The organism is Ruegeria sp. HKCCD7628 (assembly GCF_057221005.1).
On the sequence record NZ_JBWVBA010000001.1, the window covers coordinates 294,317 to 316,216 of the forward strand.

Consider the following 21,900-nt stretch of genomic DNA (forward strand, 5'->3'; position numbering starts at 1 on the left):
ACCGATGAGCGCCAAAGACCGCCTACCCCACGAAAAAGGCTTTCATATCAGTTGGGATCAGATTCACCGTGATTCCCGTGCTTTAGCCTGGCGTCTGGACGGGCAAGGCCCCGATGACGGCGCGTGGCGCGCTGTGGTCGCAATCACCCGCGGCGGCATGGCGCCTGCTATGATCGTCAGCCGCGAGCTTGATATACGCACCGTCGATACAATCAGTGTTCGCTCCTACCACCACCAGGAACAAGGCGAGGCGGAGGTTTTGAAAGCCCCCGATGCTCAGTTGATGGGCGATGGTACCGGCGTGCTGATCGTTGACGATCTGGTCGACAGTGGAAAAACGCTGGAATTGGTGCGTGCGATGTACCCCAACGCACATTTTGCCACCGTTTACGCTAAGCCCAAGGGCCGCCCGATGGTGGATACATTCATCACCGAGGTCAGCCAAGATACCTGGATCTTCTTCCCTTGGGATATGGCCCTACAATATGTCGAGCCATATCGAGGCACGGACTGATCCGTAGCCTTTTCCGCCGAAAATACTTGGGAATGCGAGGCAACGCCTCTCAAACAGCAGCCACGCCATGACACAGACCCGCACCAGCGCCACTTTTCCTCCTCCGGTGATGGAGGCGCGTCGCTGGCTTGAAGGCGTGGACTTCCCCGAAAACCGCCCCCTGATCAATGTCAGCCAAGCGGCCCCTGTTGACCCGCCGCCACTGGCCTTGCGTCAGGCAATGGCGGATTTCGCGGTCAATACAGATGCAGCGCATTTGTATGGCCCCGTTCTGGGTAATCCTGACCTGCGCGAGGCGCTGGCTACACAAATCAGCCAGCACTATGACGCCGAAGTACAACCATCCCAGGTGGCGATCACCTCGGGGTGCAATCAGGCTTTCGCCGCGGCGATCTCGGCGCTCACTGATGAAGGGGATGAGGTTATCCTGCCAACCCCATGGTATTTCAATCATAAAATGTGGCTTGATATGGCCGGGGTGACGGCGGTCGACTTGCAAACCAATGACGACCTTCTGCCTGACCCCGACGCCGCCCGGGCGCTGATCACGGATCGAACCCGCGCAATATCATTGGTTACTCCGAACAACCCAGGCGGTGTGGAATACCCATCCGATCTGGTCCAAGCCTTTTACGATCTCGCCCGCGAAACCGGCATCCGGCTGCTGGTCGACGAAACATACCGCGACTTCGACAGCCGCAGCGGTCCGCCGCATCGCCTGTTCAGCCAGCCCGACTGGGATCAAACGCTGGTTCACCTGTATTCCTTTTCCAAAGCCTATCGGCTGACCGGCCACCGCGTCGGTGCCATCGCGACAAGCCCCGACCTTTTGGCTGAAATCGAAAAGTTTCTGGATACAGTCGCCATCTGCCCTGGCCAGATGGGGCAGTTTGCGGCGCTCTGGGGGATGCAAAACCTGTCCCAGTGGGTTGCGGGCGAGCGGGATGAGATCCTTGATCGCCGTGTCGCCATCCAAGAGATGCTGCCGCGCCTGACCTCAAAAGGCTGGCGCCTGCTGGGACTGGGCGCGTATTTTGCCTATCTCGAACACCCGTTCGACATGCCTTCGGACGTATTGGCGCAAAAACTGGTTTCCGAGGCAGGCATTCTGTTGCTGCCTGGAACGATGTTCATGCCCGACACAGACCCGGCTGGAAAGCAGCAAGTCCGAGTGGCTTTTGCCAACCTGGACCGCGCCGGACTGGCGCAATTGTTCGACCGGCTCGAAGCGTTGACCTTCTGAGCTTGCCCCTCGGCGGCGCGCATCGTATTCAGGGCCGCAACCGACAGGGCAGACCTTTGCCACAAAACAAGAGGGCACCATGGCCGCAGGCGTAAAAAAGCTATCGAAGACCTTTGTCTGGATCCTCATGGGCCTTTTGATGTTGGGGCTCGCAGGGTTTGGCGCAACCAGCTTGTCCGGCACAGTGCGCACAGTCGCACAGGTCGGGAACGAAAGCGTCTCGGTCGATGAATATGTCCGCGAGCTGCAACGCGAAATCCGCGCCGTGGAACAACAGACCGGTCAGCCGCTGCAGATCGCGCAGGCACATGAATTCGGGTTGGATCAGTTGGCACTGTCGCGTCTGACGGCGCTGGCGTCGCTGGACAATGAAGTTGGGCTGCTGGGCATCTCGATCGGGGACGCAAACCTGCAACAGGAAATTGTCGCAATCCCGGCCTTTCAGGGGATCGACGGGAACTTTGACCGCGACGCCTATGAATTCCAACTGGATCAGGTCGGAATGTCCGATGCCGAATTCGAAGCCGACCTGCGCAAAGAGTCGGCTCGAACCATCGTTCAGGGCGCGGTCATGGGGGGTATCGAAATGCCCGAAACCCTGACGGATGCGATGATGAACTTTGTTGGCGCGCGGCGCAGCTTTACAGTGGCAACGCTGGGTCCGGACGCACTGGCAGCGCCGATTGCAGCGCCGACAGACGCGCAAATTCAATCATATTACGATGAAAACGGGGATCTGTTCACCCTGCCCCGCACCAAGAAGCTGACATATGCGATCCTTTCTCCGGAGATGTTGCTGGACAGTGTAGACGTTGACGAAGACTCGGTTCGCCGTCTGTATGACCAGCGTGCTGACGAATATCTGCAGCCCGAACGCCGTCTTGTCGAACGCCTGCCCTTTGCGAATGAAGCCGCCGCCGAAGCAGCCAAAGCGCAGCTTGAGGTTGGAGGAACAACTTTCGAGCAATTGGTGCGTGAGCGCGAGCTTGAACTAAGCGATGTTGATCTGGGCGACGTCACCCGCGACGATCTGGGGGACGCAGCTGACGGCGTCTTTGCTGCCGATCTGGACGCCGTGGTCGGCCCGCTTCCGTCCTCTCTGGGGCCGGCTCTGTTCCGCATCAATGGATCGCTGGCTGAAAACAACACCTCATTCGAAGACGCGGCCCCAGCCCTGCGCGAAGAGCTGGCCGCAGATCGCGCGCGTCGCCAGATTGAGGCGCAAGCCGAAGACATCAACGACCTGCTGGCAGGTGGTGCCACGCTTGAAGAGCTGGTCGGCGAAACCGAGATGGAACTGGGTCAGATCGACTGGACCACGCAAAGCGAGGACGGGGTGGCGGCCTATGACGGGTTCCGCACTGCTGCACAAGCCGTGAACGAGGGCGATTTCCCCGAGGTCGCGTTCCTGGAAGACGGCTCGATCTTTGCGATGCGCTTGAACGAAGTGTTACCTCGCCGCCCCGAACCGCTGGACAGCGCGCGCGACCGTGTAATCGCCGCATGGACTCAGGCCGAGACGAACAAGGCGCTGGAGGAGCAAGCCGCAACTGTCCTTGAGCAGCTTGAGGGCGATGGCGATTTCACCGCAACGGGTTTGCCATTCCGGGTCGAGAACGCCCTAACGCGTACAGCTTTCCTTGAAGATGTTCCTGCCGATTTCATGGTTCAGGTGTTTGAAATGGAGCCCGGCGAACTGCGTGTTGTTTCCGGTGAGGGTACTGCTCTGATCGTCCGTCTGGAAGAGCTGCTGCCGCCAGATGAAACAGACGAACTGCGGCAAGCCCGAGAGGCCCTTGCTGCGCAGTTGGACCAGGCGTTGGCACAGAATATTTTCGACGCTTTTGTCCGCGATGCGCAGGTTCGTGCCCGACCAACCGTGGACCAGCGTGCCCTGAATGCCGTTCAGGCGAGCTATTAAAAGAGACCGATATGGCCCTTACCCCTGAGTTTGACAGTTTCGCCCGCGCCTACGAGGCTGGCGAAAATCAGGTAGTCTATACGCGACTTGCGGCCGATCTGGATACGCCCGTTTCCCTGATGCTCAAGCTGACGGGCGCGCAAAAAGACGCGTTCATGCTGGAATCGGTTACCGGCGGAGAGGTACGCGGGCGCTATTCGATCATTGGTATGAAACCGGATCTGATCTGGCGCTGCCAGGGCGACGTGTCCGAGCTGAACCGGTCGGCGCGTTTCGACCCCGAGGCGTTCCAGCCTCAGGATGGCAACCCGATGGATAATTTGCGGGCACTGCTTGCTGATAGTCGGATCGCTCTGCCCGATGATCTGCCTCAGGCGGCCGCCGGGCTGTTTGGTTATCTGGGTTATGACATGGTGCGCCTAGTCGAGTATCTGCCAGACGTGAACCCTGACCCTCTGGAGCTACCAGATGCGGTGATGTTGCGTCCCTCGGTCGTGGCCGTTCTGGACGGCGTCAAAGGTGAGGTGACAGTTGTTTCCCCCGCATGGGTCAGTAAAGGTCAGTCCGCCAAAGCGGCTTATGCCCAAGCGGCCGAGCGCGTGATGGATGCCGTTCGCGATCTGGAACGCGCCATGCCCGCCGAAACCCGCGATCTGGGCGACGCGTCCGAAGTGGCCGCGCCTGTCTCGAACTTCACCAAGTCGGGCTATATGGAAGCGGTCGAGAAAGCCAAAGACTATATCCGCGCAGGCGATATCTTTCAGGTGGTTCCGGCCCAACGTTGGACGCAGGATTTTCCGCTGCCGCCTTTTGCACTGTATCGGTCATTGCGCCGCACGAACCCGTCGCCCTTCATGTTCTACTTCAACTTTGGCGGCTTTCAGGTTGTGGGCGCCAGCCCCGAAATTCTGGTGCGTGTCTTTGGCAATGAGGTCACGATCCGCCCCATTGCAGGCACCCGTCCCCGTGGCGCGACCCCCGAGGAAGACAAGGCGAACGAGGCCGATCTGCTGGCCGACAAGAAAGAACTGGCCGAGCATCTCATGTTGCTGGATCTGGGCCGCAATGACACGGGCCGCGTGGCCAAGATTGGCACCGTGCGACCCACCGAAGAATTCATCATCGAACGCTACAGCCACGTGATGCACATTGTGTCGAACGTGGTCGGCGAACTGGCCGAAGAGAAAGACGCGCTGGATGCGTTCTTTGCCGGGATGCCTGCAGGCACGGTTTCAGGCGCGCCCAAGGTCCGCGCGATGGAGATCATTGACGAATTGGAGCCGGAAAAGCGCGGTGTCTATGGCGGCGGGGTCGGATATTTCAGCGCGGGTGGAGACATGGATATGTGTATCGCCCTGCGCACAGCGATTGTGAAAGATCACAAGCTGTATATTCAGGCCGGTGGCGGTGTTGTCTATGACAGCGACCCCGAGGCGGAATTCATGGAGACAGTGCACAAATCCAATGCCATCCGACGCGCGGCTGCTGATGCTGCGCGCTTTACGGGACCGGGTAACAGCTGATCAAACGGCTGGCCAAACCGGCCAGCCACACGGGCTTATTGGACGGCTTGTTTCATGACGGCGGAAATCGGTGCCATGGCCACACGCCCTCCCCGGTCTTCCAGGGCCCAGACAAGCAAGGCCGAGATGGTGTCAGGGCGCAACCGTCCCAGCATGACAACCGTCCCCTCCTGCCCGGCCCGGAAAGCGGCCTGATCCAGAAAGCGGCGCATGATCTTTGGGTCCTGACGTGCGCCGTCTATGTCTCGGAAAATCACGCTGGACGGCGTCCCATTGCGGGCAGCCAGCTTCTGAACCGTGTTGAGACCGTTGTCCTGGGTGATCAAGCCACGGCCTGTCCCGGCAGCAATAGCGGCAACCTGATCAGCCAGCTTGCGATTGCCCTGAATGCCTGTCTCGACCCCTTCGAGAATACCGACCGTTTCTGGCAAGGTCTGCAACCATACGGCCATTGACACTTCGGCATCCTGCGCACTGGCGGTTTTAGGAAGATCCGCCATCGCAAGAACCTCGAAACCTGCAGAGCGATGTCTAGCCATCTTTTCGGCAGCGTCGGGGTCGGAGGGGCTGACGGCAAAGCTGATCGGGTACGGGAAATCCTGCAACGCTTCGGCACCATAAGCGCCTTCGTCGTCAATCAGGATAATTGACATCAGCGGTTTGGCGTCGGGGTTATCGAATTTGGCCGCATAGGCTTCGATCGGTTTTCCCGGCACCGCAGTCTGACCTGATCCGTCCTGATCAGCCGGAGCGTTGTCTCGTTCGGTCAGCGGGACAACGCGCCGACCAACCGTTGATCCCCCCGCGCCGTTTTGGTCGCCACCGATCTGTGGAACGGCTGCAATGCGCGGCAGACGGCGGTTGAGGTCCGTTTCATCACCCTCGACCGCGATGGGATTTTCTTCAGGTAAATCTTCCTTCGGCTCGAGCGCGGCAATTTCCGGCAATGGCTCTGCTTCTGTACTTTCTGGTTCAAAGTCAGGGGCCGGTTCCAACTCGGCAGCCTGGGATTGGTCTGGTTCCGGCTCGACAGACTCAGGCTGGGGCTGTTCGACAGGTACTTCTAGTGCAGCGACTTCCGGGGCTGGAGGGGCTGGAGGGGCTGGGGGCTCCTCGATCAACTCGGGCTGCCCTTCGGCAATAGGCGTATCTGGCAAAACTGCAGGCGCTTGCGGCTGAACAGGTGCCTCACTCGTCACTGCCACCTCATCAGGCTCGACGACGGCTGCCTCTTCGACAACGGGCGCGGATTCGTCGACCTGCGGCTGATCATCCGGAGCCTCTTCAATTTCCGAAAGCCCTGCCAGCGTATCTGTTTGTTGATCGGTTGATTCAGGCTCTGTCGCGGGCAAAGTGACCAAATCGGCATCTGCAATGGCTTCGGGCTTGTCTGCCTCGACCTCGGGTACTTCGCTTGGTGCAGGTTCGGGTGCAACATCCGCAACAACGGGTTTGCGCGACAGAGGCGTGGTTAGAGACAACGCCGCTCCCAACAGCATTACCACGACCGCACCTGCGATCATCCCTCCTAGAAATCCGCCCATTCTAATTGCCTTTCGACTAATTCCTGCTTCGATTGCCTGCGTCGTCTTCTGCGACACTCACCCGCAAGCGCGTATGGAACCGGATGTCCTCTTGACGCTGCCTCGCAAGCCTGAGCATGTATGTCCCGACATTATATCGCGGCTCGGGGCTGTATCGCCAGTCCCAAATGCCCAATCCGAGACAAGTGCCCAAATGCTGCTGCTGATCGACAACTACGACTCGTTTACCTACAATCTGGTACACTATTTAGGCGAACTTGGTGCCGAAATGGTCATTCGGCGAAATGACGCGCTGGATGTGCAAGAGGCCATGGCCATGAACCCGGCCGGAATCCTTCTTAGCCCGGGACCATGCGACCCGGATCAGGCTGGGATTTGCCTGGCGCTGACACAGGCAGTTGCTGAAACCCAGACCCCCTTGATGGGCGTTTGCCTTGGGCATCAGACCATCGGGCAAGCATTCGGCGGTGACGTTATTCGGTGCCATGAGATTGTGCACGGCAAGATGGGCACCATGCATCACACTGGGAAAGGTCTGTTCGCTGGGCTGCCTTCCCCCTTCGAGGCAACCCGGTACCATTCGCTGGTGGTCGACCGAACCACCCTGCCCGATTGCCTGGAAATCACAGCTGAGCTGGAAGATGGCACGATCATGGGTCTGCAACATAAGCAGCTCCCTATACACGGCGTTCAGTTCCACCCAGAATCGATTGCATCCGAGCACGGCCATGCCCTGCTCAAGAACTTCCTGTCCGAGATGAAAGTCCCCGCATGAGCGACGAATTGAAACCGCTGATCGGCACTGCTGCTGATCGGCCTTTGACGCGCGCCGAAGCCGAACAGGCTTTTGGCATCCTCTTCGATGGCGCCGCCACACCCAGCCAGATCGGCGGTTTGCTGATGGCGATGCGAACCCGAGGCGAGACGGTCGACGAATATGCGGCGGCGGCGGCAGTGATGCGGGCCAAATGCAACGCGGTCAATGCGCCGGACGGCGCGATGGATATCGTCGGCACAGGTGGCGATGGCAAGGGAACGCTGAATATCTCTACCGCAACAGCCTTTGTCGTCGCGGGCGCTGGCGTCACAGTTGCAAAACACGGGAACCGGAACCTAAGTTCGAAATCCGGTGCAGCCGATGCGTTGGGTCAGATGGGTATCAACGTGATGGTCGGGCCAGAAGTCGTTGAAAAAGCGCTGAAAGAGGCTGGTATAGGCTTTATGATGGCCCCCATGCACCATCCGGCCATTGCCCACGTGATGCCAACACGGCAGGAACTTGGGACACGTACGATCTTTAACATTCTGGGGCCACTTACAAACCCGGCCGGAGTGAAACGGCAATTGACGGGCGCGTTCAGCCGCGAATTGATCCGCCCAATGGCCGAGACGCTTGGCGTGCTTGGTACCGAACACGCATGGCTGGTTCACGGGTCCGATGGCACCGACGAATTAACCATCACTGGTGTCAGCTGGGTAGCCTCATGGGAAAACGGCGGTGTGCGTGAGGTTGAACTGCATCCAGAAGATGCTGGCCTGCCAGTGCACCCGTTCGAGGACATTCTGGGCGGAACACCTGAAGAAAACGCTGTTGCCTTCCGCGCCCTGCTGGATGGCACTCCGTCCGCGTACCGGGACGCAGTCCTTTTGAACTCTGCCGCTGCACTGGTGGTGGCCGAAGCTGCAAGCGACCTCAAGGACGGGGTCGAGAAGGCCGCGCACAGCATCGACAGCGGCGCTGCCAAAGAAAAAATCGCGGTACTGGCCCGCATCACTCAGGAGGCCGCATGACCGAGACGGTTCTGGACAAGATCAAAGCATACAAGCTTGAGGAAGTCGCATTAGACAAGACCAATAAGTCTTTGGAAGATTTGGAGGATGAAGCCAAGTCTGCGTCTGAGGTGCGCGGTTTTGCGACAGCACTGACCGCCGCCGCGCGATCCGGCTACGGTCTGATCGCCGAGGTGAAGAAAGCGAGCCCCTCAAAAGGTTTGATCCGCCCGGATTTTGACCCTCCGGTACTGGCAAAAGCCTACGAAGAAGGCGGCGCAACCTGTCTGTCGGTTTTGACGGACACGCCCAGCTTTCAAGGGGCCAAAGAATACCTGACGGCGGCCCGCGCAGCGACGTCATTGCCTGCGCTGCGTAAGGATTTCATGTACGACCCGTATCAGGTCGTCGAAGCTCGCGCTTTGGGCGCCGACTGTATTCTGATCATCATGGCCTCGGTCGAAGATGAACAAGCCGCCGAGTTGGAGCAAACGGCTTTTGACTGGGGCATGGATGTCCTGATCGAAGTGCATGACGAGGCCGAACTGGAACGCGCGACCAAGCTCAAAAGCAGTCTGATTGGGATAAATAATCGTAATCTCAAGACGTTTGAGACAACTCTTGATACAACGCGCAGGTTGTCAAAACTGGTGCCCGGCGATCGGACTATTGTTTGCGAAAGCGGTTTGAGCACGCCTGCCGACCTGGCCGACATCGCCCGCTATGGCGCACGGTCCTTCCTGATCGGCGAAAGCCTGATGCGGCAGGACAATGTCACTGCGGCGACGCGAAACTTGCTGGCTAACCCTTTGATCCCCGGAGTAATGTAATGTCGCTCACTCACTTTGACGCACAGGGCCAAGCCCACATGGTGGATGTGTCCGATAAGGCGGTAACGGACCGGGTTGCCGTGGCGGCTGGGCACATCAAGATGGCGCAGGAAACCTTTGATTTAATATCAGAAGGGCGTGCAAAAAAGGGTGATGTGCTGGGCGTTGCACGTCTTGCTGGTATCATGGGCGCGAAAAAAACCCCTGACCTGATCCCGCTGTGTCATCCTTTGCCCGTGACCAAGGTGGCCGTCGAACTGACGTTGGACCCCGATCTACCGGGCGTTCAGATTGAAGCGACCGTCAAGACCTCGGGTCAAACAGGTGTAGAGATGGAAGCGCTAACTGCGGCCTCGACCGCAGCCCTGACGGTTTACGACATGACCAAAGCCGTGGACAAAGCAATGGAGATCGGCGGCATAAAAGTTTTGCTAAAAGATGGCGGTAAATCAGGCCGTTACGAAGCGAAATGATAACTGTCGAAGACGCGCGGGCCCTTCTGTTTGGCCTGGTTGACCGCTTGCCCGCAGAAACCGTTTCACTCTCGCAAGCGGCCGGTCGGATTTTGGCGCAGGACGTTGCGGCCAAGCGCGATCAACCTCCGTTTGCGGCATCTTCGATGGATGGATACGCAGTCAAGTCATCCGAAGTCGAACTGCACGCAATGTTCAAAGTCGTCGGAGAGGCCGCCGCTGGGCGCAGGTATTCTGGTCAAGTTGGCGCTGGTCAGGCAGTTCGCATTTTCACCGGAGCCCCCTTGCCAGACGGCGCGGATTTTGTCGTGATCCAAGAAGATACTGAACGCAGGGATGATCTGATTACAATCACGGACATGCCCGGCGACAAGACCAACATTCGACCCAAGGGTGTTGATTTTAAATCCGGCACAACGATCTCTGCCCCTCGTCGCATCCGCCCCGAGGATGTGGCCCTTATGGCCGCAATGAACATCCCCGAGGTTCCCGTCGCCCGCAAGCCGATCGTTGCACTGATCTCGACCGGAGACGAATTGGTCATGCCGGGCGATACGCCCGGACCTGATCAGATCATCGCGTCAAACACCTTTGGTCTCAAGGCGTTGCTAGAGGATGTTGGAGCGGAAGTTCGCATTCTGCCTATCGCGCGAGACACAGTCGCTTCGCTTGAAACAGCCTTTGATCTGGCAACAGGCGCGGATCTGGTCGTCACGATCGGAGGAGCCTCGGTCGGGGATTATGATCTGGTGTCGGACGTATCCGCCAATCTCGGGATGGAGCGGTCATTTTACAAGATACGCATGCGCCCCGGAAAGCCGCTGATGGCCGGGCGGCTTGGCAAAGCTGCAATGGTTGGATTGCCGGGAAATCCTGTCAGCGCAATGGTTTGCGGCTATCTCTTTTTGGTACCAATGGTACGCCGCATGGTGGGGCTGGCCGAGGCTTTGACGCCGTTCCAAACGGCTAGACTGGTTGCCCCGCTCGGCCAGAATGGTCCGCGCGAACACTATATGCGCGCCATTCTTGACAATGATGGCATACGGGCTTGCGACGATCAGGACAGCTCGCTTTTAAGCGTCCTGGCGCAGGCCAATGCTTTGTTGGTTCGACAGCCGAATGATCCGGCGCGGCCTGCTGGTGATGAGGTCCTGTACCTACCGATTTAGCAAACGCTCAAATCCATTGACACAAAACGTGAACATGCGTAGAACAAAAGAAAACGCATGACCGACGAGGTGTGAGCAATGCTGACCAAGAAGCAGTTGGATTTGTTGGAATTCATCCACAAACGTGTTCAAGCGGATGGTGTTCCCCCTAGTTTCGACGAAATGAAGGCCGCGCTGGATCTCAGATCCAAGTCCGGAATTCACCGGCTGATCACCGCGCTGGAAGAACGCGGATTTATCCGCCGGCTTGCCCACCGGGCGCGGGCGATCGAAATCGTCAAACTGCCCGAAAGTCTTGGCGGCGAGCCCACAGCCGCCTTTAAGCCGCGTGTGATCGAAGGCGACAAGCCCGAAGGGCCGCGACCGGCGAATTTCGAACCCGTTACCGTCGATGCCATGGAATTGCCAGTCATGGGCCGTATCGCAGCGGGTGTTCCGATTGAAGCGATCAGCCACGTCTCGCACCGCGTCGCTGTGCCGGGATCAATGGTTTCAGGCAAGGGCGAGCACTACGCGCTTGAGGTTCGGGGCGACTCGATGATCGATGCAGGCATAAATGACGGCGACGTTGTGGTGATCCGCGAGACATCGGTCGCAGACAACGGCGATATCGTAGTGGCACTTGTCGAAGATCAAGAAGCAACACTGAAGCGATATTTCCGCCGCGGTCAAGCCATTGCGCTTGAGGCCGCGAACCCGGCTTATGAAACCCGCGTCTTGCCCGAAGACAAGGTCAAGGTGCAAGGCCGATTGGTCGGCCTGATCCGCAGCTACTGACCTTTTTGTGTCTGGTGGTCTTCGGCTTCCTTCGGGGACCACAATCTGCGACCGATGACCTCTGCGCTGGTCTTTATTTTACCGTTCTGAAAAGCCAGACTCCCGGTCTCCATCAATTTATCCGGGTCGAACAACACGCAATTTCCGCTTAGTACAACTGGCACAGCTGAGATAACAATCTGGCCTTGGTGGCACTCGGTAAAGCTACCTGCAGATCGCTTTCCGGTCAGGTGGATCACCTCCTGCCCCTTCCACACATATCTTTGGACAAGGTCGTCAGCTGGGGGCCATCGGTCGGCGGCTGTCTTCTGGTTCACACCATCGCCATCATTTTCCAACCATACTGTGGCGATGAACCCGCTGCCTTTCTCTTTGCTCAAGGCGCGCCCTTTGTCCGTCAAGACCCCGACCAATCCACCTGAATCCGCGACCAAGACATCGGGACGTTCACCCTGACCCCATATGAACACGGCCGCGATACATGGTCCCAAACCAACCCATTTCGCGGGCCCACGCCACAAAACCGTCCACAACGCCCCCAAAGCGAACAGAGGCAATACATAGTAAGGCGGGCTGACGATATAGCCTTGCGCTCCATCCAGGTTTGATACGGTCTCAGCAACCAGCAATATCCACTCTAACCCCAGGCCCATAACGGCGAGCGCGACCCAGTCCAGACCAAACGGTGCCAACAGGGCTGCAACGACGGCTGCAGGTACAACGACGGTCCCCATCACAGGGACTGACAACATGTTGGCCAGCAAGCCATAATGGGACATCGTATTGAAATGTGCAGCTCCGATCGGTGCCGTCGCAAGCCCAGCGATGGCAGACGACATCAACAATCCAATCACTGGCTTTAGCCATTTCGGCCCCGGAACCGGGCCGACATTTCGCAACGCCCCAAACACCGCCACAAGCGCCGTAGTTGCCGCGAAGGACATCTGAAATCCGGGGTTCAAGAGGGATTCCGGCCGCAGGATCAAAACGATCAACGCGGCCACGGCAACCGCGCGCAATGAGATTGCCCGCCGGTCGACTAAGATCGCACCCAGCATCACAGTGGCCATGACAAAGGCGCGTTCGGTTGCCACGTTTCCGCCAGACAGCAGCAGATACAGCGTTGCGGCAATAAGTGCACCAACCGCCGCGATCTTTCGGACCGAGACCCGAAGCGCGATGGCAGGAAACGCCGATAAAGCAACTCGGCACAGTAGATAAACAAAACCGGTCAGTAGCCCCATATGCAGACCGGAGATCGCCAATAAATGCGCCAAATTCGACGCCCGCAAAGACGCGAGCGTTTGTTGCCCCATTCCGCTTCTATCCCCTGTCGTTACTGCGGCGGCGAACCCTCCAATCTCTCCGGGCAACACGGCACGCACATGTTCGGACAATGCCAGCCTTAACGCGGTGATGCGGACGCCGGCCGGATCCGGACCCGAAACCGTGAGAACAGGAACGCGGGTGTAACCGACCGCACCCAAACCCTGAAACCAAGCATGACGCCGGAAATCAAACCCGCCGGGCTCGACCGGGCCTTGTGGCGGAGACAGGTGACCGGTGGTCATGATCCGCTGTCCTGGCACAAGCGAAGCATCACCGCCATGCAAAGATAGCCGGACGCGCTGCGGTCTGCGATCTAGTGGCACGTCCCCTACTCGCACCCGATCCAGCGTTACCCGCAGCGCATCCGACGCAGAGCGGTCAATGGCAACGACCCGCCCCTCGACCGGGCCGTAGTAACGCCATGACAAGACCGGCTCTGCCACCGTATGGGCGCGGACTCCTGCAAAGATAAACCCCGCACAAACAAGCGCCCCCCCGATTGCCAACGACGCCCAGCCTGGCCGCATCCAGCGCGCAGCCGCCAAAGCTGCCATACCCGCCACGAACAAGCCGGCATAGACCTGCCATTCCGGCTCAGACCGCAAACCGAAGTACAGGCCGATTCCGATCGCCAGACAGACCGGAGACCATTGAAACAGGTAACCTGTCTGGTTCAGCAAAGCGGCCTCGACCCGGGCCAGAACACGCATGGTTGCTCCCGTCTCTCAGCCTCGTTAGACAGGCGTCAAACTATGCCCGACACGGTTACCAAAAGGTTAATCCAAACAATGTCCGATCAGGTCGTCACCCGTTTCGCCCCCTCGCCCACCGGTTTTCTGCATATCGGCGGCGCCCGCACCGCGCTGTTCAACTGGCTCTATGCCCGTGGTCGCGGTGGCAAGTTCCTGCTGCGGATCGAGGATACGGACCGCGAGCGCTCGACCCCCGAGGCGACGGCAGCCATTCTGCAGGGTATGGCGTGGCTGGGTCTTGACCATGATGGCGATGTGATCAGCCAGTTTGAGGGCGCGGCTCGCCACGCCGAGGTGGCCGACCAGCTGCTGGCCGAGGGCAAAGCGTACAAGTGCTTTGCGACGCAAGAAGAAATCGTCGCCTTCCGTGAACAAGCGAAGGCCGAGGGCAAATCAACCCTGTTCCGTAGCCCTTGGCGCGACGCCGACGCAGCGACCCACCCCGACGCGCCTTTCGTGATCCGCATCAAGGCCCCGCAGGACGGAGAGACGGTGATCCGCGATCAGGTTCAGGGGGACGTGACCATCCGCAACGAGCAGCTGGACGACATGATCCTGCTGCGTTCGGACGGGACGCCGGTCTATATGCTGGCCGTCGTGGTAGACGATCACGATATGGGCGTCACCCATGTGATCCGGGGCGACGACCACCTGAACAATGCAGCGCGCCAGATGATGATCTATCAGGCGATGGGCTGGGATGTTCCCGTCTGGGCTCATATCCCGCTCATTCACGGGCCCGATGGCAAGAAACTGTCGAAACGCCACGGCGCGTTGGGCGCTCAGGAATACCAGGCTATGGGTTATCCGGCGGCCGGGATGCGCAACTATCTGGCGCGTCTGGGCTGGAGTCACGGCGACGACGAATTCTTTACCGACGCGCAGGCGAAAGAATGGTTCGATCTGGACGGAATCGGCAAAAGCCCGGCCCGTTTCGATCTGAAGAAACTGGAAAACCTGTGCGGTCAGCATATTGCCGTCGCCGATGATGCCGCATTGCGGCAGGAAATCGAGGCGTATCTGGCCGCGGCTGACCTGCCTGCGCTGACAGAAACACAATCCAGTGATCTGGAACGTGCGATGTATTGCCTCAAGGATCGGGCGCGCACATTCCCCGAACTGCTTGAAAAGGCTCATTTTGCCCTGACTTCCCGCACTATTCAACCGGATGAAAAAGCGGCCAAGGCGCTTGCCTCAGTATCCGACGGTATACTGAATGAATTGACGCCGCAGTTGCAAAGTGTTAGCTGGACGCGAAGCGAACTGGAGGACGCCCTGAATTCCTTTGCGGAAGCACAAGGCATCAAGTTCGGCAAGCTGGCGGGGCCGTTGCGCGCCGTACTGGCAGGCCGCGCGGTGACACCTTCGGTTTTTGACATGATGCTGGTGCTTGGGCGGGATGAAACCCTGGCACGGCTTTCTGACGCAGCGACCTGAGTAAAAGGTTCACATTTGGGTAACGCTGCTCCGCTAACACCCGGTTTGCGCGATTGCGCGCATCCGTTGCCCGCAGGATCGGACAGCGATCCATACTGCGCATGATTGAGGAAGGGACACTATGACCGACAGCAACAAATCAGCCACTCTGTCACTTAATGGCGAAACTTATGAGCTGCCGATTCATTCACCGACCGCTGGGCCTGACGTGATCGACATCCGTAAGCTTTACGGAACGGCAGGTGTATTCACGTATGACCCCGGCTTTACGTCGACCGCCAGCTGTGACAGCACCATCACATATATTGACGGCGAAAAGGGCGAGCTGCTGCATCGGGGTTATCCGATCGACCAGCTGGCCGGAAAATCTCACTTCCTCGAGGTTTGCTACCTGCTGCTGTACGGAGAGTTGCCGAGCGCGCCCGTTTTGGAAAAGTTCGAAACCACCATCACGCGCCACACCATGCTGCACGAGCAGATGCAGTATTTCTACCGTGGCTTCCGCCGCGACGCGCATCCGATGGCAATCATGGTCGGTGTTGTGGGCGCGATGTCGGCCTTCTATCACGACTCAACTGATATCGCAGACCCGCGCCAGCGTGAGGTCGCATCGCACCGCCTGATCGCAAAAATGCCAACCATCGCGGCATGGGCCTATAAGTACCACACTGGCCAGCCCTTCGTATATCCGCGCAACGATCTGGACTATGCATCGAACTTCCTGCGCATGTGCTTCAGCGTTCCGGCCGAAGAATATGAAGTCAATCCGATCCTCAGCCGTGCGATGGACCGCATCTTTACCCTGCACGCAGATCACGAGCAAAACGCCTCGACCTCGACCGTGCGTCTGGCGTCAAGCTCGGGTGCCAACCCGTTTGCCTGTATCGCGGCTGGCATCGCCTGCCTGTGGGGTCCGGCGCACGGTGGCGCAAACCAAGCATGTCTGGAGATGCTGGAAGAAATCGGCAGCGTTGATCGCATCCCAGAATTCATCGCCCGCGCCAAGGACAAGGACGATCCGTTCCGCCTGATGGGCTTTGGCCACCGCGTCTACAAGAACTTTGACCCGCGCGCCAAAGTGATGAAACAGTCCGCCGACGAAGTGCTGGATCTGTTGGGTATCGAAGACAACCCGAAACTGCAGGTTGCCAAGGCGCTGGAAAAGCAGGCTCTGGAAGATCCGTATTTCGCCGATAAAAAGCTGTTCCCGAACGTGGACTTCTATTCGGGTATCATCCTCGAGGCGATGGGCTTCCCGACCTCGATGTTCACTCCGATCTTTGCCCTGTCGCGCACCGTGGGCTGGGTCAGCCAGTGGAAAGAGATGATCGCCGACCCCCAGAACAAGATCGGCCGTCCGCGCCAGCTGTATCTGGGCGAGACCACTCGTGACTATGTGGATATCGAAAACCGCTGATCGCGGTTACAGATTGCAGAACGCCCCGGACCGGTTCCGGGGCGTTTTTCGTTAGAACAAAGCCAGTTGGTCGCCCGCCTGTGGTGGCCTTGTGAACAGGTCCAGACGCAACGCCGGGGTGCGCGTGGCCAGCCCCAACCGTTTGACCGCCACGGTAAATCGTTTCGCAATCAGCGCGGCATATTCGCCCTCACCCCGCATCCGATGCCCCCAGCGCGGGTCATAGTCGCGGCCCCCATGCATCTCGCGCAGTTTCGACATGACTTTCTCCGCCCGGGCCGGTTCATGATCTGCCAACCAACGCTGCCACAGCTCGGACACTTCTCGTGGTAGGCGCAGCATGATCCAACTGGCCGCATCGGCGCCTGCGTCGCGCCCGGCCTCAAGCAGCTGCTCAAGCTCATGATCCGTCAAGCCGGGGATCAGAGGCGAGGTCATGACCCGCACCGGTATCCCGGCCTCGGTCAGCCGCCGTATGATCGCCAGACGCCGCCGGGGCGAAGGGGCACGAGGCTCCATCCGGCGCGACAGGCCGGCGTCCAAAGTTGTTAGGGAAATCCCCACCCGTACCAGCCCCTTGGCTGCCAAGGGGGACAAAATGTCCAGATCACGCTCGATCAAAGCACCTTTGGTGACGAGTCCGATCGGGTGCTGAAAATCGCTTAAGACTTGCAGGCAATCCCTTGTGACAGAGCGTGTTTTTTCGACTGGTTGGTAAGGGTCAGTATTGGTGCCCAACGCCACTGTGGCCACCTTGTAGGATTTCGAGGACAGTTCCCGCCGCAGCACCTCGGCCGCGTTGGGCCGGGCAATCAGGCGTGTTTCAAAATCCAGCCCCGGCGACAGACCGAGATAGGCATGGGACGGCCGCGCAAAGCAATAAACACACCCGTGTTCGCATCCTCGATACGGGTTGATCGAGCGGTCAAACGGCAAATCGGGCGACCGGTTGTAGGTTATGATGCTGCGCGCGACCTCGTCGCGCAACTCGGTGCGCAATGGCGGTAGATCATCGTCCTCGGGCCATCCATCCGCGCAGCGTTCAGTGGTAAACGCTTCGAACCGACCAGCAACATTTGTAGCGACACCTCGGCCCCGGATTTGCGCGTCAGTCATATTTGTTCTCTTTATGTTCCCTTTGCAGGTATACTCGCCATACGCGGTTCAGGCAAGCGCCCCTCGTCTTACGTGTTGATTTCAAATTGCTTGGCCAAACATGCTGGAATTGAACCGAATGCAGGATCATCTTGCAGATTATGACGTCGAGTTGATCAATATTTTGACGTATAGGTCGGTCTCGGAACCGCCAAGGTCGCAATCGTCACAGTCTAAGTGCGACGTTTTGGCCAAAACGAAAAAAATGCCACCAATGGGCGCTAAGCCCGAACAGCTCTAGGGAAACACCCAATGTCCGATGAAGAAGACATCGTCCTGTCCGAACTGAATGACGAGGAATTGGTCGAACAGATGTTCGACGATCTTTACGACGGTTTGAAGGAAGAAATCGAAGAAGGTGTGAACATCCTGCTGGAACGCGGATGGACCCCCTATGACATTCTGACCAAGGCGCTGGTTGGCGGTATGACCATCGTAGGCCACGACTTCCGCGACGGCATCCTGTTTGTCCCCGAAGTTCTGCTGGCCGCAAACGCGATGAAGGGCGGCATGTTCATCCTGAAACCGCTGCTGGCCGAAACCGGCGCTCCGCGCGTTGGCAAGATGGTGATCGGCACCGTCAAGGGCGACATCCACGACATCGGCAAAAACCTTGTGTCGATGATGATGGAAGGCGCTGGTTTTGAGGTCGTCGATATCGGCATCAACAATCCGGTCGAGAACTACCTGGAAGCACTGGAAACCGAAAAGCCCGACATTCTGGGCATGTCGGCCCTGCTGACAACCACCATGCCGTACATGAAAGTCGTGATCGATACTCTGGTCGAGCAAGGTTTGCGCGAAGACTACATCGTACTGGTCGGTGGCGCTCCGCTGAACGAAGAGTTCGGAAAAGCCATTGGTGCCGACGCATATTGCCGCGACGCGGCCGTCGCCGTTGAGACCGCGAAAGACTTCGTGTCGCGTAAGCACAACCAACTGGCGGGCTGATCAGACGGACATCTGAATTCAGGGCCGTCCGGCAACGGGCGGCCTTTTTCGTTTACATCTTTGGCGCAGGAGCCAAGCCATGCCGCAGGACAATCTGCCAGACGATGCAAGCTTGACGACAGACGGATACGAATCCGCTGCGCAAGGGCAAATTCTGTTGCTGGCTTGCGGCGCGCTGGCACGCGAGATTCTGGACCTGAAGAACCTCAATGGTTGGGACCATATGGACCTGACCTGCTTGCCCGCCATCTTACATGTCCATCCCGAGCGGATTACTCAGGCCGTGCAGGATGCAATCACCAAACATCGCGCGCAGTACGACACGATCTATGTGGTCTATGCCGATTGCGGCACCGGGGGCCTGCTGCAAAACGCGTGTGCAGAATTGGGCGTCGAGATGGTAAAAGGCCCGCATTGCTATTCGTTTTTTGAAGGCAATGATGTTTTCGACGCACGCGGCGAGGATGAAACAACTGCCTTCTACCTGACCGATTTTCTGGCACGCCAGTTTGACGCCTTTGTTTGGAAGCCATTGGGCCTGGACCGGCATCCCGAATTGCGCGACATGTATTTCGGCAACTACACGAAACTGGTCTATCAGGCTCAGACTGACGACCCGTTGCTGACGAAACGCGCTCAGGAATGCGCCGACCGCCTTGGCCTGGCATTCGAAAGGCGTTTCACCGGATATGGCGATCTCGAGTCGACGTTAACAGATTGGGCCAATCGCGGCTGAGTTGCGTCACGCGTTCTCTTGCGCAACTTCGCGAATACGCTCGATCATCGCCCGCAGACCATTGGACCGCTGCGCTGAGAGGTGGTCGTTCAAGCCCAATCGCGCCAATTCTGCGCCGGCGTCAATCTTGGCAACCTCGGCAACTGGCACGCCATTGTACAAAGCCCGCAAAACCGCGATCAGGCCGCGCACGATCAGCGCGTCGCTGTCTCCGTCAAACCTAAATACTCCAGCTTCGATAACCGGATGCAGCCAGACCTGACTGGCGCAGCCATGAACCTTGGTTGCGGGAACTTTCAGCGCGTCCTCAAGGGGTTCCATAGCCTTGCCCTGCTCAATGACATGGCGATAGCGGTCTTCCCAGTCTTCCAGAAACTCGAAATCCTCGACGATGTCTTCAAAGGCAGGCGTTGCCATATCCCTGCGGTCCTTTCATTGCGGTCACAATCGTGACCTATGCCTCTGCCCCCTGCCTGTCCAGCCCCAGCGTGGGTTTTCAAAGCAGGGAATTTGCGTTAGGCCAGTTCGGGAAATACCGGTCAGAGCTTTAAATCCATGCAAAAAACACTGTCTGTTCTTTTGGTCGCCACGCTAACACTGTCGGCTTGTAGCGGATGGCGCGAGTCGCGTGTAAATCCGACCAACTGGTTTGGGTCCAGCACACCCGCGCCTGCACCGACACAGACTTTGGCCAATGACCCAAACGCACTGGTGCCCCAACAGCGTGAAGGCGCCGGCCTATTCAGTCGGCCAGACCCCGTGGACAACAGCGTTGCTATTGCGCGCGTTGATGAGCTGAGGATCGACCCAACACCCGGGGGGGCGATCATTCTGGTCACTGGCGTCGCCGCACGTCAGGGCGCCTATGATGCCCGACTCGTTCGTGTTGAAAGTGAAGAAAACCAGAAGAACGGCGTACTGGAATATACCTTCCGCGTTTCGTATCCGGCCACAGCAACCAATCAAGGCTCTGAACGTTCACGTCAGGTGTTGGATGCAATCAACGTGTCACAAGACGATCTGCAAGGCATCCGTCTGGTTCGCGTAGTCGGTCAGGAAAATGCTCTGGAATCGCGGCGGCGCTAAGTCGGCTACAACGACACAACCTTGACCGACTGGCCCTTGGCTGCCAAGGCGATCTTACCTTCGCACAGTTTAAGGGCGTCTTCACCAAACACTTCGAACCGCCAACCTGACATCGCAGGCAGGTCACGCTCTCCCGCCGCGATCTGATCCAATTCCGAACTGGTGGCGATCAGTTTTGCTGCCACGCCCGAACTTTCGGTCTTGGACTTTAGCAATACCCGCAGCAGATCGGCCAATGCCGGGTTGACCTTTAGCTTGTCGCGGCTGTTATCAACACGCGGCATCTGGTCAGGCGGGCAATTCACACCCTTTTTAACGGCCGCCAAAATACCTTCGGCAATCGCGCCTTTGCGCGCCTCGCGAAGCAACAAACGCGAGCCACCAAGATCAGACGGGGATTTCGGCTTGGTCGAGGCCAACTCGATCAGCGCGTCGTCCTTGAACACACGGCTGCGGGGTACGTTGTTTTCTTGCGCATAGGCCTCACGAAACTGGGCCAACTCACGTACCACAGCCAAAAACTTGGCCGAGTTCGTTCGTGTCTTAACCCGTTTCCACGCATCTGCCGGGCGGATATCATAGGTTTCGGGGTGGGTCAGTATGCGCAGTTCTTCAGCAACCCAATGGCTGCGTTCCGTTTTATTCAACTCTTTCGCCAGATGTTCGTAGATCTGTCGCAGGTGGGTCACATCAGCCAAGGCATAGGTCTTTTGCGCGTCCGACAACGGACGGCGAGACCAGTCGGTGAAGCGCGAGGTCTTGTCCAAACCCTGCTTGCAAATCTTGCGCACCAACGTTTCATAACCGACCTGCTCTCCGAAGCCGCAAACCATCGCGGCAACTTGGGTATCAAACAGGGGCGTCGGGAACACATTTGCTTCAACCCAAAAGATCTCAAGATCCTGGCGGGCCGCGTGAAAAACCTTTACCACACCCTCGTTTCTGAACAGTTCGTAAAGAGGCTCAAGCGACAATCCCTCAGACAGTGGATCAACAAGCACTGCGCTGTTCTCGTCCGAAGATGGCACCGCCAATTGCACCAGACAGAGTTTCGAATAATACGTCCGCTCGCGCAGGAACTCGGTATCGATTGTCACATAGTCATAGCTTGCAGCGGCCTTACAGTATTCGGCCAGCTCTTGCGTCGTTGTCAGGGTCTTCATGCGCGGTGGTGTTCTTGCTCTTGTTTTTCGTAGTAGCCCGTCGCTTTTGTGCCGTTCAGGGCGATAGCCCAAACCATAGGCCGAATAACACTGGCGTGTAAATCACTCTG

Annotated in this window: 20 protein-coding genes; 15 read left to right on the forward strand and 5 right to left on the reverse strand. The window is 58.3% G+C overall.

Translation table 11 applies throughout. From position 1 onward, the window contains the following. Window positions 1-4 precede the first annotated feature (4 nt). From gpt to trpE, 4 genes are all read left to right on the forward strand, one after another. On the forward strand, window positions 5-514 hold the full coding sequence (gpt, locus tag AC2TAD_RS01480) for a xanthine phosphoribosyltransferase (RefSeq protein ID WP_170354285.1): 510 nt from the start codon (window positions 5-7) through the stop codon (window positions 512-514). Window positions 515-581: 67 nt separating this feature from the next. After that, the gene (locus AC2TAD_RS01485; RefSeq protein ID WP_480865623.1) at window positions 582-1,757 is read left to right on the forward strand and encodes an aminotransferase; all 1,176 of its coding nucleotides are present in this window, start codon (window positions 582-584) and stop codon (window positions 1,755-1,757) included. A 79-nt stretch (window positions 1,758-1,836) separates the two neighbouring features. After that, window positions 1,837-3,678, forward strand: coding sequence for a peptidyl-prolyl cis-trans isomerase (locus AC2TAD_RS01490; RefSeq protein ID WP_480865624.1), 1,842 nt, complete (start codon window positions 1,837-1,839; stop codon window positions 3,676-3,678). Between the two features lie 11 nt (window positions 3,679-3,689). After that, on the forward strand, window positions 3,690-5,201 hold the full coding sequence (trpE, locus tag AC2TAD_RS01495; protein ID WP_480865625.1) for an anthranilate synthase component I: 1,512 nt from the start codon (window positions 3,690-3,692) through the stop codon (window positions 5,199-5,201). Window positions 5,202-5,236: 35 nt separating this feature from the next. Here trpE and AC2TAD_RS01500 read toward each other — a convergent pair whose 3' ends face one another. Then, window positions 5,237-6,745, reverse strand: coding sequence for a divergent polysaccharide deacetylase family protein (locus AC2TAD_RS01500; protein ID WP_480865626.1), 1,509 nt, complete (start codon window positions 6,743-6,745; stop codon window positions 5,237-5,239). Window positions 6,746-6,938: 193 nt separating this feature from the next. Here AC2TAD_RS01500 and AC2TAD_RS01505 point away from each other — a divergent pair, with 193 nt between their 5' ends. The 6 genes from AC2TAD_RS01505 (at window position 6,939) to lexA (ending at window position 11,764) form a co-directional block, all read left to right on the forward strand. Further along, the gene (locus AC2TAD_RS01505) at window positions 6,939-7,520 is read left to right on the forward strand and encodes an anthranilate synthase component II (RefSeq protein ID WP_480865627.1); all 582 of its coding nucleotides are present in this window, start codon (window positions 6,939-6,941) and stop codon (window positions 7,518-7,520) included. Beyond that, window positions 7,517-8,536: an anthranilate phosphoribosyltransferase gene (trpD, locus tag AC2TAD_RS01510; protein WP_480865628.1), complete on the forward strand. Its 1,020-nt coding sequence runs from the start codon at window positions 7,517-7,519 to the stop codon at window positions 8,534-8,536. Before AC2TAD_RS01505 ends, trpD begins: the two co-directional genes overlap by 4 nt. Next, the gene (trpC, locus tag AC2TAD_RS01515; protein ID WP_170354292.1) at window positions 8,533-9,345 is read left to right on the forward strand and encodes an indole-3-glycerol phosphate synthase TrpC; all 813 of its coding nucleotides are present in this window, start codon (window positions 8,533-8,535) and stop codon (window positions 9,343-9,345) included. Before trpD ends, trpC begins: the two co-directional genes overlap by 4 nt. Further along, entirely contained in the window at window positions 9,345-9,818 is a 474-nt protein-coding gene (moaC, locus tag AC2TAD_RS01520) for a cyclic pyranopterin monophosphate synthase MoaC (RefSeq protein ID WP_170354293.1), read from the forward strand. The genes trpC and moaC overlap by 1 nt, the downstream gene beginning before the upstream one ends. After that, window positions 9,815-10,987 carry a molybdopterin molybdotransferase MoeA gene (locus tag AC2TAD_RS01525; RefSeq protein WP_480865629.1) on the forward strand — a complete coding sequence of 391 codons (1,173 nt, stop codon included), beginning with the start codon at window positions 9,815-9,817 and terminating at the stop codon, window positions 10,985-10,987. The genes moaC and AC2TAD_RS01525 overlap by 4 nt, the downstream gene beginning before the upstream one ends. Before the next feature lie 78 nt (window positions 10,988-11,065). Next, on the forward strand, window positions 11,066-11,764 hold the full coding sequence (lexA, locus tag AC2TAD_RS01530; RefSeq protein WP_480865630.1) for a transcriptional repressor LexA: 699 nt from the start codon (window positions 11,066-11,068) through the stop codon (window positions 11,762-11,764). Here lexA and AC2TAD_RS01535 read toward each other — a convergent pair. After that, window positions 11,758-13,803, reverse strand: a complete 2,046-nt coding sequence (locus AC2TAD_RS01535) for a ComEC/Rec2 family competence protein (RefSeq protein WP_480865631.1) — start codon at window positions 13,801-13,803, stop codon at window positions 11,758-11,760. The genes lexA and AC2TAD_RS01535 overlap by 7 nt on opposite strands. Before the next feature lie 78 nt (window positions 13,804-13,881). On the opposite strand from AC2TAD_RS01535, the gene gltX reads away from it, so the two are divergent. Both gltX and gltA read left to right on the forward strand, forming a co-directional pair. Continuing rightward, entirely contained in the window at window positions 13,882-15,282 is a 1,401-nt protein-coding gene (gene gltX / locus AC2TAD_RS01540; RefSeq protein ID WP_480866633.1) for a glutamate--tRNA ligase, read from the forward strand. A 121-nt stretch (window positions 15,283-15,403) separates the two neighbouring features. After that, on the forward strand, window positions 15,404-16,699 hold the full coding sequence (gltA, locus tag AC2TAD_RS01545) for a citrate synthase (RefSeq protein ID WP_480865632.1): 1,296 nt from the start codon (window positions 15,404-15,406) through the stop codon (window positions 16,697-16,699). A gap of 51 nt (window positions 16,700-16,750) precedes the next feature. On the opposite strand, the gene AC2TAD_RS01550 is transcribed toward gltA, so the two are convergent. Then, window positions 16,751-17,815 (reverse strand): PA0069 family radical SAM protein, encoded by a 1,065-nt coding sequence (locus tag AC2TAD_RS01550; protein WP_480865633.1) that lies wholly within the window; start codon window positions 17,813-17,815, stop codon window positions 16,751-16,753. A 291-nt stretch (window positions 17,816-18,106) separates the two neighbouring features. On the opposite strand from AC2TAD_RS01550, the gene AC2TAD_RS01555 reads away from it, so the two are divergent. Both AC2TAD_RS01555 and AC2TAD_RS01560 read left to right on the forward strand, forming a co-directional pair. Beyond that, a complete protein-coding gene (locus AC2TAD_RS01555) occupies window positions 18,107-18,805 on the forward strand; it encodes a corrinoid protein (protein ID WP_480495167.1) in 699 nt (232 codons plus the stop codon). A gap of 79 nt (window positions 18,806-18,884) precedes the next feature. After that, window positions 18,885-19,541, forward strand: a complete 657-nt coding sequence (locus AC2TAD_RS01560; protein ID WP_480865634.1) for a DUF1638 domain-containing protein — start codon at window positions 18,885-18,887, stop codon at window positions 19,539-19,541. Between the two features lie 6 nt (window positions 19,542-19,547). On the opposite strand, the gene AC2TAD_RS01565 is transcribed toward AC2TAD_RS01560, so the two are convergent. Next, window positions 19,548-19,958, reverse strand: a complete 411-nt coding sequence (locus AC2TAD_RS01565; RefSeq protein WP_480865635.1) for a SufE family protein — start codon at window positions 19,956-19,958, stop codon at window positions 19,548-19,550. Window positions 19,959-20,096: 138 nt separating this feature from the next. On the opposite strand from AC2TAD_RS01565, the gene AC2TAD_RS01570 reads away from it, so the two are divergent. Next, entirely contained in the window at window positions 20,097-20,627 is a 531-nt protein-coding gene (locus AC2TAD_RS01570) for a hypothetical protein (RefSeq protein ID WP_209194527.1), read from the forward strand. 5 nt (window positions 20,628-20,632) lie between these two features. On the opposite strand, the gene rnd is transcribed toward AC2TAD_RS01570, so the two are convergent. Continuing rightward, window positions 20,633-21,790, reverse strand: coding sequence for a ribonuclease D (gene rnd / locus AC2TAD_RS01575; RefSeq protein WP_480865636.1), 1,158 nt, complete (start codon window positions 21,788-21,790; stop codon window positions 20,633-20,635). Window positions 21,791-21,900 lie beyond the last annotated feature (110 nt).

What these genes read in the sequence shown, in the direction of transcription:
- gpt (WP_170354285.1), top strand. Translation starts at nt 5, where the DNA reads ATGAGCGCCAAAGACCGCCTACCCCACGAAAAAGGCTTTCATATCAGT.
- AC2TAD_RS01485 (WP_480865623.1), top strand. Translation starts at nt 582, where the DNA reads ATGACACAGACCCGCACCAGCGCCACTTTTCCTCCTCCGGTGATGGAG.
- AC2TAD_RS01490 (WP_480865624.1), top strand. Translation starts at nt 1,837, where the DNA reads ATGGCCGCAGGCGTAAAAAAGCTATCGAAGACCTTTGTCTGGATCCTC.
- trpE (WP_480865625.1), top strand. Translation starts at nt 3,690, where the DNA reads ATGGCCCTTACCCCTGAGTTTGACAGTTTCGCCCGCGCCTACGAGGCT.
- AC2TAD_RS01500 (WP_480865626.1), bottom strand. Translation starts at nt 6,745, where the DNA reads ATGGGCGGATTTCTAGGAGGGATGATCGCAGGTGCGGTCGTGGTAATG.
- AC2TAD_RS01505 (WP_480865627.1), top strand. Translation starts at nt 6,939, where the DNA reads ATGCTGCTGCTGATCGACAACTACGACTCGTTTACCTACAATCTGGTA.
- trpD (WP_480865628.1), top strand. Translation starts at nt 7,517, where the DNA reads ATGAGCGACGAATTGAAACCGCTGATCGGCACTGCTGCTGATCGGCCT.
- trpC (WP_170354292.1), top strand. Translation starts at nt 8,533, where the DNA reads ATGACCGAGACGGTTCTGGACAAGATCAAAGCATACAAGCTTGAGGAA.
- moaC (WP_170354293.1), top strand. Translation starts at nt 9,345, where the DNA reads ATGTCGCTCACTCACTTTGACGCACAGGGCCAAGCCCACATGGTGGAT.
- AC2TAD_RS01525 (WP_480865629.1), top strand. Translation starts at nt 9,815, where the DNA reads ATGATAACTGTCGAAGACGCGCGGGCCCTTCTGTTTGGCCTGGTTGAC.
- lexA (WP_480865630.1), top strand. Translation starts at nt 11,066, where the DNA reads ATGCTGACCAAGAAGCAGTTGGATTTGTTGGAATTCATCCACAAACGT.
- AC2TAD_RS01535 (WP_480865631.1), bottom strand. Translation starts at nt 13,803, where the DNA reads ATGCGTGTTCTGGCCCGGGTCGAGGCCGCTTTGCTGAACCAGACAGGT.
- gltX (WP_480866633.1), top strand. Translation starts at nt 13,882, where the DNA reads ATGTCCGATCAGGTCGTCACCCGTTTCGCCCCCTCGCCCACCGGTTTT.
- gltA (WP_480865632.1), top strand. Translation starts at nt 15,404, where the DNA reads ATGACCGACAGCAACAAATCAGCCACTCTGTCACTTAATGGCGAAACT.
- AC2TAD_RS01550 (WP_480865633.1), bottom strand. Translation starts at nt 17,815, where the DNA reads ATGACTGACGCGCAAATCCGGGGCCGAGGTGTCGCTACAAATGTTGCT.
- AC2TAD_RS01555 (WP_480495167.1), top strand. Translation starts at nt 18,107, where the DNA reads ATGTCCGATGAAGAAGACATCGTCCTGTCCGAACTGAATGACGAGGAA.
- AC2TAD_RS01560 (WP_480865634.1), top strand. Translation starts at nt 18,885, where the DNA reads ATGCCGCAGGACAATCTGCCAGACGATGCAAGCTTGACGACAGACGGA.
- AC2TAD_RS01565 (WP_480865635.1), bottom strand. Translation starts at nt 19,958, where the DNA reads ATGGCAACGCCTGCCTTTGAAGACATCGTCGAGGATTTCGAGTTTCTG.
- AC2TAD_RS01570 (WP_209194527.1), top strand. Translation starts at nt 20,097, where the DNA reads ATGCAAAAAACACTGTCTGTTCTTTTGGTCGCCACGCTAACACTGTCG.
- rnd (WP_480865636.1), bottom strand. Translation starts at nt 21,790, where the DNA reads ATGAAGACCCTGACAACGACGCAAGAGCTGGCCGAATACTGTAAGGCC.